We start from the raw sequence: 16,154 nt of genomic DNA, 5'->3' as shown, positions 1-16,154 counted from the left end.
GTTATAAAAATACGGGATTTCTCCCGTAGGATTTATAAGTATAAATTACTCAACTTCAATCATTTCAGCATCGGCTTTTCTGAGTGAAAGTTCATAATTTCTGACAGTAATTTCAATCGGATCTCCGAGCGGAGCAACTTTTCTGATGTAAATTTCAACACCCTTTGTGATGCCCATATCCATAATTCTGCGTTTGACAGCGCCCTCACCGTGAAGCTTAACAACCTTTACGGTTTCACCTACTTTTACCTGTTTTAAAGTTTTCATAACAGTTTCCTCCGTCTTAATTTCAGCATAAAGCCGTATAAAAACACCTCTCGGAACAATTCCGCCGTGTGTTTGTTACATAGAATCAAATCATAATTTTACGAGCCATTTCTTCGCTGATTGCAACTCGTGTTTCCTTTACATTAACAATAACATTTCCGCCGAGTGACGAAATAACGGTAACCTCTCCGCCGGCAACAAAACCGAGATTTTCAAGGTGCTTTTTAACCTCGGGAGAACCTCCGACTTTCTTTATAATATTGGTTTCACCTGTGTTAGCAAACATCAAAGGCATCATAAAATCAATCTCCTTTAAGTTAGCAGATACTAACAATATTTGTTAATCAAAGGTTAGCTCTCGCTAACCGATTATATGGTACTATAAAACTCGAAATATGTCAATAGGCTTGCGAAAAAAATTTATTTTATTTTGAATTTTGGCAAATTGAATATTTCACATCTGTAATTCGGATATTATTTTTGTTGATTTCGGTAAATCATTTTTTCATAATTATTGAAAGCACAATTAATTTTATTGATTTTTTGTTCATATCATGATATGATTAGACAATGTAAAGGAGTGCAAACTATGCAATTAAAAGAATCAGGTGAAATGTACCTTGAAACAATATATGTTCTTTCAAAAAAGAGCAATTATATAAGATCAATTGATGTATGTGAAGAAATGGGATATTCAAAGCCGAGCGTCAGCCGTGCCGTTGGTCTTCTCAAAGAGGGCGGTTATCTTAAAGTCGGCGATGACGGCTCGCTTATTCTCACCGACCTCGGCAGGGAAATTGCAGAAAAAACATATGAAAGACACACCGTTCTTTCAAAGCTCTTTGTTATGCTCGGAGTTAATCCCGAAACTGCCGCCGCAGATGCCTGCAAAATGGAACACATTATCAGCGACGAAACCTTTGCCGCATTGAAAAATCACCTTGAAAATCATATGCAGTAAAAGGCTGAATAATTACCGAATATTACACACAAAAGGCTGACGATTTCTCGTCAGCCTTTGTTTTTACTCAACTGCTTTCAATAAGGCGATACACTTTTTCGATTGATTCAACAATTCGACACGCTTAAATAAAACGCAAAAATAATAATAGCACAAATTATTGCAACCGCCTTTTTCATAAGCACACCTCGTTATTATAAAATATCATCAAATGAACTTTGTTAGCCAATTATCCAAGAATTTCACCTGTTCAGCTGTATGAAACCAATGTTCACCGCCATTCATAACAGTAAGGTCAGCATTTATCTTCTTTGCAAATTTATTGATTGTTTCAAACGATGTAAGGTTATCATTTTCACCGTACAAAATTGAGGTGAGAACATTCCAAGAAATTTGGTGTTCACGAACATAGCAAAGATATTCCCAAGATAAAGTTTCACCAAATTCAGTAGAGATTGTTTTCTTATCACGAAGTTCATTCTCTGTTACATTCGCCCATTTCATCATATTGGTAATGAGGTTTTCCATATCTACAACAGGCGAAATAAACATAGCTTTGTCAATCTGTTTATCTGAAAAGGCATTCATAGAATAAAATGCACCTATGCTATTCGCAATCAGAACTATATAATCATAATTTTTGCAATAATTATCGAACAGATTTGTAAATTCCTGTTTTGCATCCCACGGTGTTTCTGATTTATAGTCAAAGCCTATAACATCATATTCAGGTAGCAAAGGTTTGTAATGCTCCGATTCTGTAGCATTACCACCCTTTCCGTGTACATATACAGCCAGTTTACGCATTTAAAATTCTCCTTTTGCGGAACAATATCAACAGTTGCGGAATAATGCAAAGGTGATTTGCGGAACAATAGAACTGTCTTTTTGCTTTATTCGCATTAAAATTTCATTGTGAGAGAAATTCTGTTCTTTTCGGGATCAACTGAAAGAACCTTTACATTTACAACATCACCGACTTTGAGAACTTCGCTCGGGTGCTTGATGTACTTATCGCAAATCTGCGAAATGTGAACAAGTCCGTCCTGATGAACGCCGATATCAACAAATGCGCCGAAGTCAATTACATTTCTGACCGTGCCTTTAAGCTCCATTCCCTCTTTCAAATCCTTGATATCGAGAATATCACTTCTGAGCATTGGTGCTGGCAATTCATCACGGGGATCTCTGCCCGGTTTGGAAAGTTCCTTTACAATATCGTCAAGAGTCGGAAGTCCGATTCCGAGAACATCGGCAAGTGACTTTGTTCCCTTTGCCTTTACTCTCTGCTGAATATCGGAGAAGTTGCCTGATTTTATTTCTTTGTCGGAATATTCAAGAAGTCCTAAAAGTTCTTTTGCACTCTTGTAGCTTTCGGGGTGAACGCCTGTGTTATCAAGCGGATTTCTGCTTTCGGGAACACGCAAAAATCCTGCACACTGCTCAAACGCTTTAGGTCCGAGTTTAGGAACTTTCTTGAGTTCTGCTCTTGATGAGAACGCACCGTTTTCTTCACGGTAAGCAACAATATTCTTGCACACGGTTGCGTTAAGTCCCGACACTCTCGACAAAAGTGCAGGCGATGCCGTATTAAGGTCTGCACCAACCGAGTTTACGCAGTCCTCTACAACACCGTCAAGTGTTTCACCGAGTTTTTTCTGCGGCATATCGTGCTGATACTGACCGACACCGATTGCCTTAGGCTCAATCTTAACAAGCTCTGCAAGAGGATCCTGAAGTCGTCTTGCAATTGACACGGCACTTCTGAGTGTGAGATCAAGGTCGGGAAGTTCTGTTGCAGCAAGCTTTGATGCCGAATAAACCGACGCACCTGCCTCGCTGACTACCATATAATAAACGGGGTGGTCAGCCTCTTTGATTGTTTCGGCTGTGAACATCTCGGTTTCTTTGCTTGCAGTACCGTTGCCGATTGAAATAATATCAACATGATGCTTTTTGATGAGGCGGAGCAAAGTCTGCTTTGATTCCTGAATTTTTTTGTCTGAATGTGTAGGATAAATTACGGTTGTATCAAGCACCTTGCCTGTGCTGTCAACAACGGCAGTCTTACAGCCTGTGCGATATCCCGGATCAAGTGCAAGCACGGTTTTGCCCTTTACAGGCGGCTGCATAAGCAGCTGCTTGAGGTTTACGGCAAAAACCTTCATAGCATTTTCAGCGGCGGTATCTGTAAGGTCGTTCCTGACCTCACGCTCAATTGATGGATAAATAAGTCGCTGATAAGCGTCTGTGCAAGCCTCACGGATAATGTCTGAACAAAGCTGATTTTTGTCTGTAATCATTGCTCTGAAAATTGAATTAAGCGGTTTTTCGCTGTCGGTTTCAACGCTGACTTTGAGAAATCCCTCTTTTTCGCCACGATTCACGGCAAGTACTCTGTGACCTGCAATCTTTTTAACAGGCTCTTTGTAGTCATAATAATTTTTGTAAACGCTGTCCTTTTCTTCATCTGTTGCAACAGACACAAGCACACCGTTTGCGTTTGTAAGATTTCTTATTCTCTTACGGATTTCCGCATTATCCGACACAAGTTCTGCAATGATATCCATTGCACCCTGAATTGCATCTTCAACGGAGGTAACTCCCTTTTCTTCATCAATATAATCAACTGCCGACTTTGACGGATCAAAACCTTTTTCCTGCTTTAAAATATCGTTAGCAAGCGGTTCAAGTCCCTTTTCCTTTGCAATTGACGCCCTTGTCTTTCTCTTTGGACGGTACGGACGGTAAATATCCTCAAGTTCGCTTAGTGTGGCAGCCTTGTCAAGTGCAAGGTTGATTTCATCCGTGAGCTTTTCCTGTGCGTCAATGAGTGAACGGATTTCATCTCTGCGCTTGTCAAGTCCTCTTAAATATTCAAGCTTTTCGGCAAATTCACGAATCAACTGGTCATCCATTGAACCGTGCATTTCCTTTCTGTATCGTGCAATAAAAGGAATAGTGTTGCCGTCATCAAGCAATGTGATGATGTTCCTTGCATACTCCTCTTTAATATTAAACTGCTGTGAAAGAATCTGTGAATAATCCATTATATCCTCCGTTTTTGTTTTGTAAGGCTTATTATAACATACTTTTAAATAATTTGCACTAAAAAGAAAACGAGCAATCAAAACGACTGCTCTCATGAATTATTTATGTTTATGTATTTTAAGCACTTTTCTTTTTGCGAATATAGGCAAAATAGAGCGGAAGTCCTACAAAGACCATACCGCCGATTATGTTGCCGATTGTAACGAACAGCAGAGATTCACAACCCGAAAGATTTGCAAGATTCTGACATTGCTGTGCCGTAATACCGTAGAGCTCCTGAGCTTTTGCAACATATTCGGGATTCATTGCCGCCATAACACCTGTCGGAATATAGAACATATTTGCAACGCAGTGTTCAAATCCGCAGACTACGAATGCACAAATCGGAAAAAATACGCCGAAAATTTTACCTATTGCATCTGTTGCGCCTGTTGCCATAACGATTGCAAGGCACACGAGAATGTTACAAAGTATGCCGCTGATAATTGCCGTTGCAGGATTGATTGTTGTTTTGGCAAGTGCAACCTTGATTGTAAAAGCACCGAGTCCGCCGTTTGAATAATTGAGCTGCCCCGAAAAAAATATCAGCAAATCAATAATCATTGCACCGACAAAATTTGAAATATAAACCGTAACAAGATTCTTTATCATTGAAACAGCCTTGATTTTCTTTTCAAGCATCGGAATAATCATAAGGCAGTTATCTGTAAAGAGTTCACTTCCCGTAAACACAACAAGCATAAGTCCTACAGGGAAGATTACGCCTGCAACCACTCTTGCAAGCCCCACATCGGCAACTCCGTGCATTGCAACATCGCTTGCCGCACCGCCGAATGCGATAAATGCGCCTGCCATAAGTCCGAGCAAAATCATTTTCGGCAGAGGAAGCATTGATTTTGTTACACCTGATTTTGACACCAGCGACGCAATTTCAGCCGGTGAATTAAATCTGCTGTCCATTAAAAAACCTTCTTCAATTAGTTTATCAATTGTTGCAAAATTTACTGCCATTCGGCAATAAACCGCAAAATCACAGGATACATATTATCACAAAAGCAAAGTGTTTGTCAATTAATATGCGATTATCTGTAACATTGCACACAAAAGACTTTACAAATTGTCAAATACAGTTTATAATCATAGTGTAGATATTACACAACCTAAAGATGTGTAATATTCGTAATCAGAGTGAGAATAATCACATACAAAACGGGAGCTGTTACCGGCTGAGAGGAAATTCGATTTCGACCGTAAACCTGATTTGGATAATGCCAACGAAGGGACATATTAAGCTTGAAGTGTACGCACTTGGAGTATGTCTTTTTGGCATACTCCTTTTTTGTTGTGTTTTTTCTCCGAAAGAATTTTATTTAAGGAGTAGTTTTAATGAAAACGAACAATAAGAAAAATGCACTTGTTATGTGCGAATGTGCAATTATGATTGCACTTGCGGCAGTTTTAAGCTTTGTAAAAATCCTTGAACTTCCCTACGGCGGCAGTGTTACCGCATTCAGCATTGTTCCGATTGTAATTATCTCATATCGCCACGGTGTAAAATGGGGATTGCTTTCGGGATTTGTATTCAGCATTATTCAGCTTATTCAGGGAGCTTCAAACCTTTCATACGCAACTTCATTTTGGGCAGCCGTAACAATCATTCTCTTCGACTATGTAATTGCATTCACGGTTATCGGCCTTGCAGGCTTTCTCAGAAACAAGGTTAGCAATCCGTCTGCCGCTGCCGTAACAGGCACAGTAGGAGTTTGTGCTTTGAGATATATCTGTCATGTAATTTCAGGCTGTACCGTATGGGCAGGTGTTTCAATACCCTCAACCGACGGACTTCTCTATTCACTCAGCTACAACGCTACATATATGATTCCCGAAACAATAATCAATGCGGCGGCTGTATTCTGGCTTTTCGGCTGTCTTAACTTCAGAAGTGAAAAAATCAGCGTTGCAAAGAAAATTGAAAAGAACCTTACAGAAACTGTTACGGCATCAATTTCAATTCTTTCACTTATGGTTGCCGTAATTATTGACGCTGTTGCAGTTTTTGCGTCACTTCAGAATCCCGACAGCGGTGTGCTTGATTTTTCACTCATTTCAAACACAAACTTCACTCTTGTAGGCATCGTTTCGGCAATCGGAATTGTGCTTTGCGTAGTTTTTGCAATCATTGCAAAGGTTACTTCAAATTCTGCCAAAAAGGTTAATTAACATTTAATCGGATATTCACGGTAAAACCTCTGTATCAGGGCTGACGGCATTGCTGTCGGCTCTGTTTTTTATTATGTAAACACAAGTATGAAACGGGCATATTATGAGAATGAACAGCAATGTTCATAAGTTTGAACAAAAAGGAGAATTAAATTGGATATTAAAGAAATTATTTCTCAGCAGTACGGAATACCGTGTCTGCCAAAGAGAACGAGCGAGGCTATGGCATATGTTCCCTTTCAGCAGTTCGACTCCCCAACCTACAGCCCGTTGCAGGGACTTGAGTCGGGTACAATGTTCCCCGTTCTCAACAAGCCATTCTACGGAAAGAAATGTGGTGAGGGACTTGACTGAAAGAGAAATTCTTTTAAAGAAAATTTCAACCTACGAATTTGCCGCACTTGACCTTCAGATTTATCTTGACACTCATCCGCACGATACGGCAATGATACAAAAAATGAACGGTTTCAAAGAAAAATTGAAACCGCTTGTTGAAGAATATGAAGAAAAATTCGGTCCTTTGAAAAAGAGTATGACAAGCACCAATATGTGGAGCTGGATAAAGGGACCGTGGCCGTGGGAAAACGAGGAGGATTGCTGATGTTTGTCTATGAAAAAAAGTTACAGTACCCCGTCAATATCAAAAAGCCGAACGCAAAGCTTGCCAAGATTATCATAACGCAATACGGCGGTGCGTAGGGCAAAATGTGATACTTTTTATTTTCGTATAACATCCCGATAAAAATCAATAAACGCATTAAGCGCAGGAGATTTCCACTTGTTTTTGTGGACAAGCAACTGCGTCCACACCGAAACATCACAATCGTTGACGGGAAGATGTTTTATCTCTCCCGAATTGTAGTAATCCTCCGTGATGAAATCAGGCAAGAACGAAATCATTTTGCTGTTTTTGATTAGAGAACAAATTTGTAGAGGGTTTCCTATTTCCAAAACAGGGTGAATTTCAAGCGATTGTGCGGCAAGTTCATTGTTGAGCAATTTTCTGTAGCTCATATTACTTTCGGTCAGTACAAAATCCTCGGTACATAATTCTTTTAGCGAAATATTTTCTTTATTCAAAAGTGGATTGTCAACTGATGCAAAGAAGTGAACTTTTTCCTCATGCTCTGCACAAATTATAAATTCCGAATCATAAATGTGGCTGTCAAGCGTAAAAATCAAATCAACCTCATTTTTGCGTAACATATCAAACATCTGCTCTGTACCGCTTTCGACAACGACAAGGTGAATATTAGGAAAATGCTTTCTGAACTCAAGAAAATCATCTTTAAAAAATCGGTTGCAGACAGAACTTGACATTGCAAGGCGAATGTTGCCCTCAATTGTTTCGGGGGTACGCAAATCTTCAAGCATCTTTTCGTGAGATTCAAGAATTTCTCTTGCGTGTTGCAGAACCGTTATGCCGTCGGAAGTCAGGCTGATTCTGTGGTAAAAGCGGTCAAAAAGCACCGTGTTAAGCTCGCTTTCCAACTGTTTTATCTGTGATGAAACGGTTGACTGGGTATAGCCGAGCTTTTCCGCTGCAGCAGAAAATCCCGAATATTCGCACACAGCTACAAAGGTTTTAAGCACATTGGTATCCATAACTAAATCCTCTTTTATACGAACGATATCTTCGTTATTATAGCACAGTTTTATCAATTTTACAAATGGTATTTTATTTGCTATACTACTCTTTGTATTGCAAAATAAACAAAGGAGCAGTATTTATGACGAAAAAATATTGTGTAGATAAAATAAATTCGGCAGGAGGACTTGTGTTGTGAATCGTGAAAAATTAGGAAGCCGACTCGGCTTTATAATGCTTTCGGCAGGCTGTGCAATCGGTTGCGGAAATGTGTGGAAGTTTCCGTGGATGTGCGGACAATACGGTGGCGGAAGTTTTATGCTTGTGTACATCATCTGTCTTATTGTTTTGGGAATTCCGTGTTTGATAATGGAATTTTCGGTGGGCAGAGCGGCACAGACAAGTCCGATTAAAATGTACCGCAAACTTGAAAAGCCAAAGCAAAAATGGGGCGGTTTCGGTTGGGCATGCCTTGTGGGCAACCTTGCAATTATGGCTTTTTACACAGTTGTTTGCGGTTGGATAATTTACTACTTCATAAATTTTCTGACGGGTAACAACCGTGACCTCGGATTTACCACAATGATTGCAAATCCGTCAGTCAATGTTATTTTTATGATGATAACGGTTGTTATCGCCTTTGTTATACTCTCGTTCAACATTCAGGGCGGACTTGAGAGGATAACAAAATATATGATGATTGCTTTGCTTGCACTTATGATTGTGCTTGCAATCCACAGTCTGTTTTTGAGCGGTTCGGGTGAGGGTATGACATTTTACCTCAAACCCGACTTTTCAAAAATCAACGGTGATGTTGTTGTGGGTGCGATGAATCAGGCATTTTTCTCGCTGTCAACAGGTATGGGCGGTATGGCTATTTTCGGAAGTTATATCGGCAAAGACCATTCACTTATGGGCGAGGCAATCAATGTTATCTCTCTTGACACACTCGTAGCTCTGCTTGCAGGCATAATCATCTTCCCTGCCTGCTTTACTTACAACCTTGAAGTTAATTCAGGTCCGAACCTTTTGTTTGACACAATGGCAACCGTGTTCAACAATATGCCCGGCGGAAGAATATGGGGTTCGCTCTTCTTCCTGTTTATGGTGTTTGCGGCAATGTCAACCGTTTTGGGTGTTTGCGAAAATATTCTTGCAATGATTCGTGATTTGACAGGCTGGTCAAGAAGAAAAGGCAGTCTTATTTGCGGAATTGTAGTGTTTGTGCTTGCACTCACAACGGCTCTCGGATTCAGCGTTCTTCATTTTCAGCCGTTTGCAGAGGGTACAACATGGCTTGATTTTTGGGACTTCATTGTTTCCACAAATGTTCTTCCTCTCGGTTCTCTTGTGCTTGCTCTGTTCTGTTGCAACAAGTTCGGCTGGGGTTGGGATAACTTCATTAAAGAAGCCAACATGGGCATCGGTATGAAAGTGCGTTCGTGGATGAAACCGATTTTCAAATATGTAGTTCCTACAGCTATCGCATTTATCTATGTTTACGGACTCGTCACCTTTAAATGGCGATAAATAAAATTTGATACACAAAACAAAATCCGTATGGAGCAATCTTCATACGGATTTTTTCGGTTTAAATATCCATTTCCTTGTATTCTCTGTAGGTTTTGAATCCTACGGAATCGTAAAACCTCATTGCACCCTCGTTAAATTCCCACACATCAAGTTCCAGCCTGTCAAAGCCTCTGTTCTTAGCCTCTTGTTTGCAGAAGCTTATCAGCTTTGTTGCAACACCCATTCTGCGGAAGTTTTCATCAACTCTGAATTCTGCAATCCGGTAGAATTTTCTCTGCAAACCGTACGGAGATTTTTCCTTGACTATGTATTCAACAGTTGCAAATCCGCATTCAATTTTCAATTAAAGCGTCAGCTTAAATCATCCAATACCAATACTTGTCCTGATTGTTTTCCGAAAGGTCGGGACTGAACTGGAGTTCGGGGTTTTTAATGCTTACTTTCATACCCTCAGTAATTGAGTTCACGATAAAGGCGTTACCGCCGATTGTTGCACCCTTGCCGATTACGGTTTCACCGCCGAGAATAGTTGTACCCGAATAGATTGTAACATTATCACGGATAGTAGGATGTCTTTTGACACCTTTAAGCTGCTGACCTTTTCTTGTTGACAACGCACCGAGGGTTACACCCTGATAGATTTTTACATTCTCGCCTATCTCGGTAGTTTCACCGATTACAATGCCTGTGCCGTGGTCGATAAAGAAATACTTGCCGATTGTCGCACCGGGGTGAATATCAATTCCCGTAAGTCCGTGTGCGTACTCCGAAAGCACTCTCGGAATCATCGGGATTTTAAGCTTCCACAATTCATGTGCCACTCTGTAAACAGTGATTGCAAAAAATCCGGGATAGCAGAGAATGATTTCATCCGTACTGTATGCGGCAGGATCGCCGTTAAAGGCTGCAACAACATCTGTTGCAAGATAATCACGGATTGACGGAATCTTTGAAAGAAACTCATAAACCAGCTTTTCTGACTTTTCCATAACCTCGTCATATGAAAGGTCGTTACACTTTTCGCAACCCTTTAAAGCCTTTGCAATCTGCTTTTTAAGGTTGTACTGAATAAATTCTATTCTGTCGCCTACAATATAGCCGATGTATTCTTCTCTTACTCTGTTCTTGTCAAAGTAGCCCGGAAACAACAGCTTGCGGATTTCTTCAAGCACCTGAATAAGCACAGATTTGTTGATAATGTTGTCCTCCGAAAGTCTGCAAGTCTGTTCATGCTTTGAATAGCTTTCGAGAATTTCATTGACTGTTTTATTTATATTATCATTCATATGAATACTCCTTTTTCAAAATCCTGTTTAATTCACTTACGGGAAGTCCGACAACATTAAAATAGTCGCCGTCAATCTTCTTTACAAGCAGAGAACCTTTGCCCTGTATTCCGTATGCACCTGCCTTGTCAAAAGGCTCGCCCGTTGCAATGTACTCCTCTATTTCCGAATCGGAAAGTTCAAAAAATTCAACAAGCGTTACATTGGAAAATGATTTTGCAACACCGTTTTTGACGGTACAACAACCCGTGATAACCTTGTGCTGTCTGCCCGAAAGCAGTTTTAACATATTCTCGGCATCTTCCCTGTTCTTAGGTTTGCCGAGCATTTTGCCGTCAACAAAAACTCCCGTGTCACAACCGATTACAATGTCATTTTCATAGCCGTTTTTTGAAATATGCAATGCCTTTTTGACGGCAAGATATTCGGGACGCTTTTCAAGCGGAACATTGTTCTCAACCGTTTCGTCAATGTCTGCGGGAACAATTTTAAAATCGGTTGTTATAAAACTTAAAAGCTCTTTTCTTCGTGGTGAAGCAGATGCAAGTACAATCATAATCTATCTCCGTAAAATTACTTTTGACTATTGTAACATAAAACCGAAATAAATAAAAGGTGATTATACAAAAAACACAAAATGTACAGCAATAATCAGCTATTCGGATTGACCGCACTCCGTACTTTGTATTGACAATAATTTTGCAAAGTGTTATATTTAAGGACGGCGGTGATCCGCATTAATAAGCACAATTCAACGAAAGGAAATGAAATATATGGCTAACATTAAGCTTCCTGTTCCCGTAACGCTTCTTACAGGTTATCTCGGTGCAGGCAAAACTACTCTTATCAACCATGTCCTCGGCAATCAGGAGGGCTACAAGTGTGCCGTTATCGTAAACGATATCGGTGAAGTAAACATTGACGCAGAGCTTATTCAAAAGGCAGGCGTTGTTACTCAGAAAGATACAAACCTTGTTCCGCTTACAAACGGCTGTATCTGCTGTACTTTGAGCGTTGACCTTATCAACCAGATTACAGACCTTGTAAAGTCAGGCAAGTTTGACTACATTCTCATTGAGGCAAGCGGTATTTGCGAACCCCTTCCGATTGCACAGTCAATCTCAGTTCTTGAGGGTGATAAGGAAAACAATATTCCCGAGCTTGTCCGTCTTGACAACATTGTTACAGTTGTTGACGCACTCCGTATGGCAACGGAATTCGGCTGTGGCGATGATCTTCTCAAGGAAGATGTTGACGAAGAGGATGTTGAAAGCCTTCTTATCCAGCAGATTGAGTTCTGTTCAACAATCATCCTCAACAAGGTTGACAAGGTAACAGAGGAACAGCTCAAGAGAGTTAAGGCTATGATTAAGACGCTTCAGCCAAAGGCACGAATTATTGAATCGCAGTTCGGCAAGGTTGAAGTTAAGGATATTCTCGATACAAAGTGCTTTAATTTTGAAGAAACAGCCGCATCCGCAGGTTGGGCTCAGATTTATGATAAGGATGAAGATGACGAGGATACAGACCGTCACGGTCATCATCACCACCATCACCACCACGATGAAGACCATGACGAACATGAGCATCACGATCATGACCATGATGAGGACGGTCTTGACCACTCTCATTGCGACCACGAACACGGCCATTGCTGTCACCACGACCACGATCATGAGGACGGCGAAGAAGAATACGGTATCGGTTCATTTGTTTACCACCGCATTCGTCCTTTCAATCAGGACAAGCTCCAGCAGTTTGTTGAGAACTGGCCAAAGAGCGTAGTCCGTGCAAAGGGTGTTCTCTGGTTTGATGACAAGAGAGAAGATGTTTATGTATTCGAGCAGGCAGGCGTTCAGATTACTGCTACGGAACAGGGCAAGTGGCTTGCCGCATTCCCAAAGAAACAGCAGAAGCTCTATCTTGCAGAGTATCCCGATATGGCTGAAAAGTGGGACGAAAAATACGGCGACAGAGAAATCAAGCTTGTATTCATCGGGCAGCATATGGACAGGCACGCAATTGTTGATGCGCTTGACGAATGTCTTTCAGACTGATAAAATCTTATAAAAATTATGGGCAGCGGAATTCCGCTGCCCTTGTTTTTTGGTTTATACAAAAACGGCAGTCCGATTTGGACTGCCGAAATTTTTGCACCGTTAAGTTTTATTACTTTGATGACTCTGAATTAGAAGATTCGGGCTTGAAGTTAGCGTCAAATGTGAAAACGAGCTTTGTACCATCTTTTTCCATTGTAATAACACCGTCTTTGAGTGTGTATGGAATGCTCTCGCTTCCTGCTGTAAAGTTCTTGTCATCGTATGTGAGCTCCTGCTCCTGACCGGCTGCAGAAAGCTTAGCCTTGCCGTCTTCTTTAAGAAGAATGTAGCCTTTGTCCATACCGACAGCGGCAAGAGTACTGCTGTCAAAGCTCATACCGCTTGCTTCTGCACTTGTAAGCTTGTAATAGCCGAGTGTTGAATTACCGCAAGCTGTAAGTGAAAGCACCATAAGAAGTGCCATAACAGCCGCAACGCTGATTGTGAAAATTCTTTTCATTTGTTTTTCCTCCGTTTTCCCTATCGGGATTTCTCATTTTTTCAGGCTTTGTGCCTTTGTCAGTGAACGACACGATTATTATAGCACAATGGCATAAACTTTTCAAGGTTATTTGTAAAAATATGTAAAAAAGCACCCTTTCGAGTGCTTTTCTCACCTAATATTCAGTTATCAGTTGAACCTTGCCAAAAATGCCTGGGTTCTTGGATTTTGCGGATTGTTGATTACCTGTTCGGGAGTGCCTTCTTCGGCAATTACACCGTCAGCCATAAAAATGATCTTGTCGGCAACATCTCTTGCAAACTCAATCTCGTGAGTTACAACAATCATTGTGCTGTCGGAGGTTTTAAGACTGCGGATAACATTAAGCACCTCGCCCGTGAGTTCGGGATCAAGTGCGGAGGTAGGCTCGTCAAAGCAGAGAACATCCGGATTGAGTGCAAGCGCTCTTGCAATTGCAACACGCTGTTGCTGACCGCCGCTGAGGTTACAGGGATATGACTCGCTCTTTTCGGAAAGTCCTACCCTTTCAAGCAAAGACTTTGCATTGCTCTTGATAATTTCAAGAGCCTCTTTATAGCTTTTTGCGCCCATATATTCGCCTGTCTGCTTTATCTGCTCTTTTGCGGCAAGCTTTGGAGCAAGCATAATATTCTCAATAACCGTATATTGCGGAAACAGGTTAAATGACTGGAACACAAGTCCGAAATGAAGTCGTCTTTTTCTGATTTCGCTGTCGCTCTTTGCAGAGCTGTCATTGCTGTCAAAAAGCACCTTGTCATTGACGGAAATCTTGCCGTTGCCCGGAGTTTCAAGAAAATTAAGACACCTTAACAGCGTAGTCTTGCCTGAACCCGATGAGCCGATAATCGCAAGCACCTCGCCCTTTTTAAGAGAAAAGCTGATATCTTTCAAAACCTCTGTTTTGCCGTAGCTTTTACGGATGTTTTCAACATTTAACAAAGACATAACCTTTCCCCCTTAACCCTTGTAGTAATCAAGCTTTTTCTCGATGAATGAGAAAAGCAATGTGAGAATTCCGCAGAATGCGAGGAAGAATACTGCCGAATAGAAAAGCGGCCAGATGAGTCCCTGCATTGAGAAGTCCTTTGCTCTCATAAGAATTTCCGGAATTGCGATAACGCTTGAAAGTGAAGTATCCTTTACAAGAGTAATAATTTCGTTGCCCATGGGTGCAGTAATTTTCTTTACAACCTGCAAAAGAACAACCTTAAAGAAAATCTGACCCTTTGTCATGCCGAGCACCTGACCTGCCTCGTACTGTCCCTTTGGAACAGACTCGATACCGCCACGGAAGATTTCTGAAAAATATGCGGCATAATTGATTATAAATGCGATAAGTGCGGCGTTCATTCGTGCAAATGTCACACTGCCGTTTGACACAAGCGGTGGAACATAGAACACTACGAAAAGCTGGAGCATCAGCGGAGTACCTCTGATTATCCACACAAATGTTTTTGTCAGCCATTTTAACGGCTTGAATTTTGACATTGAACCCATTGAGATAATAAGTCCGAGCGGAATTGCCGCAAGCAGGGTTACAATGAAAATTATACAGTTTTCGCCGAATCCCTCAAGCAACTGACCGCTTACATTAAAAAATTGATCCATTTTATATACCACTCTATCCAAGTATTTTCAGTTTTGAATATATCAAAAGGCTTACAAATTTGAACCTGTAAATTTATAATCAATAAAAAGCACAACGGGCGAACATAGTCCGCCCTGTATGTACAAGCTTATTTTAATTAAATTATTTCTTTTTTACAAGAAGAAGATCCTGAAGGCTGTACTTCTCAGCAATCTTATCAAGTGTGCCGTCATCGGCAACTGCCTGAATAGCATCGTTAAGCTTTTTGAGTGTTTCGGGGCTGTCCTTGCGAAGTGCAATACCGTACTGCTCAGGTGAAAAGTCCTTGCCGTCAACAACCTTGAGGTCAGCGTAGTCAGAACCGCTCTTGAGTGTACCGATTGACATTACATAGTCGATAACCGCAACATCTGCTGTGCCTGACTTAACCTCGAGAAGAGCCTTAGCCTGTGCGTCAACAGAAACATACTTTGCACTTGAGAAGAACTCGTCTGTCTGAGCAACAGTTTCACCTGCTGACTTCTTCTCTGCAACTACTGTCTTATCCTTGAGGTCATCTGCTGACTTGATTTTGTCTGCAACATCAGATTTTGCAACCATAACCTGCTTGTTTTCCATATAAGGAGTTGAAATATCCATTGTTGACTTTCTGTCGTCATCAATTGTAAGACCGTTCCAGATGCAGTCGATTGTCTTTGAGTTAAGCTCAACCTCTTTTGAATCCCAGTCAATTTTCTGGAACTTTGGAGTAACGCCCATTTTCTCGCAAACTGCCTCTGCAAACTCAGTTTCAAAACCTGTAAGCTTGCCGTCTGCATCAAGGTAGTTCATCGGCTCAAAATATGTAACACCGATAACAAGCTCTCCCTTGTTTGAGATATAATCCCAGTCCGTTGCAGAAGAACCGCAACCTACAAAAATTGACGCTGACATTGCACCTGCAAGAAGTACAGAAAGTAACTTTTTCTTTTTCATAATTATTCCTCCGTAATCTGATATACTCTCTACCTATGTTCTGCAAATCACCTTGCAAAACAATCTCTGTATATTATACATTAGTGCGTTAGCAAAGTAAAG

19 protein-coding genes, 1 pseudogene and 1 riboswitch are annotated in these 16,154 nt (G+C 40.9%); of the genes and pseudogenes, 7 read left to right on the top strand and 13 right to left on the bottom strand.

The annotated features are described in order from the left end of the window. Positions 1–45 precede the first annotated feature (45 nt). Together WMO31_RS01310 and WMO31_RS01305 are read right to left on the bottom strand one after the other, a co-directional pair. Positions 46–267, bottom strand: coding sequence for a FeoA family protein (locus WMO31_RS01310; protein WP_015523583.1), 222 nt, complete (start codon positions 265–267; stop codon positions 46–48). Between the two features lie 85 nt (positions 268–352). After that, positions 353–565, bottom strand: coding sequence for a FeoA family protein (locus WMO31_RS01305; protein WP_015523582.1), 213 nt, complete (start codon positions 563–565; stop codon positions 353–355). Positions 566–856: 291 nt separating this feature from the next. On the opposite strand from WMO31_RS01305, the gene WMO31_RS01300 reads away from it, so the two are divergent. Then, positions 857–1,228 carry a metal-dependent transcriptional regulator gene (locus tag WMO31_RS01300; RefSeq protein ID WP_015523581.1) on the top strand — a complete coding sequence of 124 codons (372 nt, stop codon included), beginning with the start codon at positions 857–859 and terminating at the stop codon, positions 1,226–1,228. 207 nt (positions 1,229–1,435) lie between these two features. Here the strand turns inward: WMO31_RS01300 and WMO31_RS01295 are convergent, their stop codons facing one another. The 3 genes from WMO31_RS01295 to WMO31_RS01285 all read right to left on the bottom strand — a co-directional run bounded on the left by WMO31_RS01295 (position 1,436) and on the right by WMO31_RS01285 (position 5,239). Further along, positions 1,436–2,035 carry an alpha/beta hydrolase gene (locus WMO31_RS01295; protein ID WP_117931661.1) on the bottom strand — a complete coding sequence of 200 codons (600 nt, stop codon included), beginning with the start codon at positions 2,033–2,035 and terminating at the stop codon, positions 1,436–1,438. A gap of 95 nt (positions 2,036–2,130) precedes the next feature. After that, complete coding sequence (locus tag WMO31_RS01290) at positions 2,131–4,278, bottom strand: Tex family protein (protein WP_304017506.1); 2,148 nt, start codon at positions 4,276–4,278, stop codon at positions 2,131–2,133. 118 nt (positions 4,279–4,396) lie between these two features. Next, positions 4,397–5,239, bottom strand: coding sequence for a formate/nitrite transporter family protein (locus WMO31_RS01285; RefSeq protein WP_367999077.1), 843 nt, complete (start codon positions 5,237–5,239; stop codon positions 4,397–4,399). Positions 5,240–5,478: 239 nt separating this feature from the next. Continuing rightward, a riboswitch (TPP riboswitch) is annotated at positions 5,479–5,579 on the top strand. Positions 5,580–5,665: 86 nt separating this feature from the next. On the opposite strand from WMO31_RS01285, the gene thiT reads away from it, so the two are divergent. From thiT to WMO31_RS01265, 4 genes and pseudogenes are all read left to right on the top strand, one after another. Beyond that, positions 5,666–6,499, top strand: coding sequence for an energy-coupled thiamine transporter ThiT (gene thiT, locus WMO31_RS01280; RefSeq protein ID WP_303991584.1), 834 nt, complete (start codon positions 5,666–5,668; stop codon positions 6,497–6,499). Positions 6,500–6,652: 153 nt separating this feature from the next. Beyond that, complete coding sequence (locus tag WMO31_RS01275) at positions 6,653–6,853, top strand: spore coat associated protein CotJA (RefSeq protein ID WP_021883412.1); 201 nt, start codon at positions 6,653–6,655, stop codon at positions 6,851–6,853. Then, positions 6,846–7,100, top strand: a complete 255-nt coding sequence (locus WMO31_RS01270) for a spore coat protein CotJB (RefSeq protein ID WP_046432184.1) — start codon at positions 6,846–6,848, stop codon at positions 7,098–7,100. The genes WMO31_RS01275 and WMO31_RS01270 overlap by 8 nt, the downstream gene beginning before the upstream one ends. After that, positions 7,100–7,192: pseudogene (locus WMO31_RS01265) on the top strand (manganese catalase family protein); the annotation flags it as partial. The gene WMO31_RS01270 and the pseudogene WMO31_RS01265, both read left to right, overlap by 1 nt. 24 nt (positions 7,193–7,216) lie before the next feature. Here the strand turns inward: WMO31_RS01265 and WMO31_RS01260 are convergent. Further along, positions 7,217–8,104, bottom strand: a complete 888-nt coding sequence (locus WMO31_RS01260) for a LysR family transcriptional regulator (RefSeq protein ID WP_303807587.1) — start codon at positions 8,102–8,104, stop codon at positions 7,217–7,219. A 178-nt stretch (positions 8,105–8,282) separates the two neighbouring features. Here WMO31_RS01260 and WMO31_RS01255 point away from each other — a divergent pair, with 178 nt between their 5' ends. After that, entirely contained in the window at positions 8,283–9,617 is a 1,335-nt protein-coding gene (locus WMO31_RS01255) for a sodium-dependent transporter (protein WP_195230934.1), read from the top strand. 61 nt (positions 9,618–9,678) lie between these two features. On the opposite strand, the gene WMO31_RS01250 is transcribed toward WMO31_RS01255, so the two are convergent. From WMO31_RS01250 to WMO31_RS01240, 3 genes are read right to left on the bottom strand one after another with little or no spacing between them, the layout of a single operon-like run. Next, positions 9,679–9,963: a GNAT family N-acetyltransferase gene (locus WMO31_RS01250; protein WP_367999076.1), complete on the bottom strand. Its 285-nt coding sequence runs from the start codon at positions 9,961–9,963 to the stop codon at positions 9,679–9,681. A 13-nt stretch (positions 9,964–9,976) separates the two neighbouring features. After that, the gene (epsC, locus tag WMO31_RS01245) at positions 9,977–10,906 is read right to left on the bottom strand and encodes a serine O-acetyltransferase EpsC (protein WP_015523570.1); all 930 of its coding nucleotides are present in this window, start codon (positions 10,904–10,906) and stop codon (positions 9,977–9,979) included. Next, positions 10,899–11,462 (bottom strand): Maf family protein, encoded by a 564-nt coding sequence (locus tag WMO31_RS01240; protein ID WP_117886168.1) that lies wholly within the window; start codon positions 11,460–11,462, stop codon positions 10,899–10,901. Before WMO31_RS01240 ends, epsC begins: the two co-directional genes overlap by 8 nt. Positions 11,463–11,679: 217 nt before the next feature. On the opposite strand from WMO31_RS01240, the gene WMO31_RS01235 reads away from it, so the two are divergent. After that, positions 11,680–12,963: a GTP-binding protein gene (locus WMO31_RS01235; protein WP_117520994.1), complete on the top strand. Its 1,284-nt coding sequence runs from the start codon at positions 11,680–11,682 to the stop codon at positions 12,961–12,963. Positions 12,964–13,075: 112 nt separating this feature from the next. Here WMO31_RS01235 and WMO31_RS01230 read toward each other — a convergent pair whose 3' ends face one another. The 4 genes from WMO31_RS01230 to WMO31_RS01215 all read right to left on the bottom strand — a co-directional run bounded on the left by WMO31_RS01230 (position 13,076) and on the right by WMO31_RS01215 (position 16,052). Beyond that, positions 13,076–13,465, bottom strand: a complete 390-nt coding sequence (locus tag WMO31_RS01230; protein WP_119252284.1) for a hypothetical protein — start codon at positions 13,463–13,465, stop codon at positions 13,076–13,078. Between the two features lie 171 nt (positions 13,466–13,636). Then, positions 13,637–14,434: an amino acid ABC transporter ATP-binding protein gene (locus tag WMO31_RS01225; protein WP_367999075.1), complete on the bottom strand. Its 798-nt coding sequence runs from the start codon at positions 14,432–14,434 to the stop codon at positions 13,637–13,639. Between the two features lie 12 nt (positions 14,435–14,446). Next, the gene (locus WMO31_RS01220; RefSeq protein WP_021883421.1) at positions 14,447–15,097 is read right to left on the bottom strand and encodes an amino acid ABC transporter permease; all 651 of its coding nucleotides are present in this window, start codon (positions 15,095–15,097) and stop codon (positions 14,447–14,449) included. 142 nt (positions 15,098–15,239) lie between these two features. After that, a complete protein-coding gene (locus tag WMO31_RS01215; RefSeq protein WP_015523564.1) occupies positions 15,240–16,052 on the bottom strand; it encodes a transporter substrate-binding domain-containing protein in 813 nt (270 codons plus the stop codon). Positions 16,053–16,154 lie beyond the last annotated feature (102 nt).

The sequence above is a fragment of the Ruminococcoides intestinale genome (assembly GCF_040095935.1).
Lineage (GTDB): Bacteria > Bacillota > Clostridia > Oscillospirales > Acutalibacteraceae > Ruminococcoides > Ruminococcoides intestinale.
The sequence above is the reverse complement of the archived record's forward strand: the minus strand, read 5'-3'. Positions and strand labels throughout refer to the sequence as shown.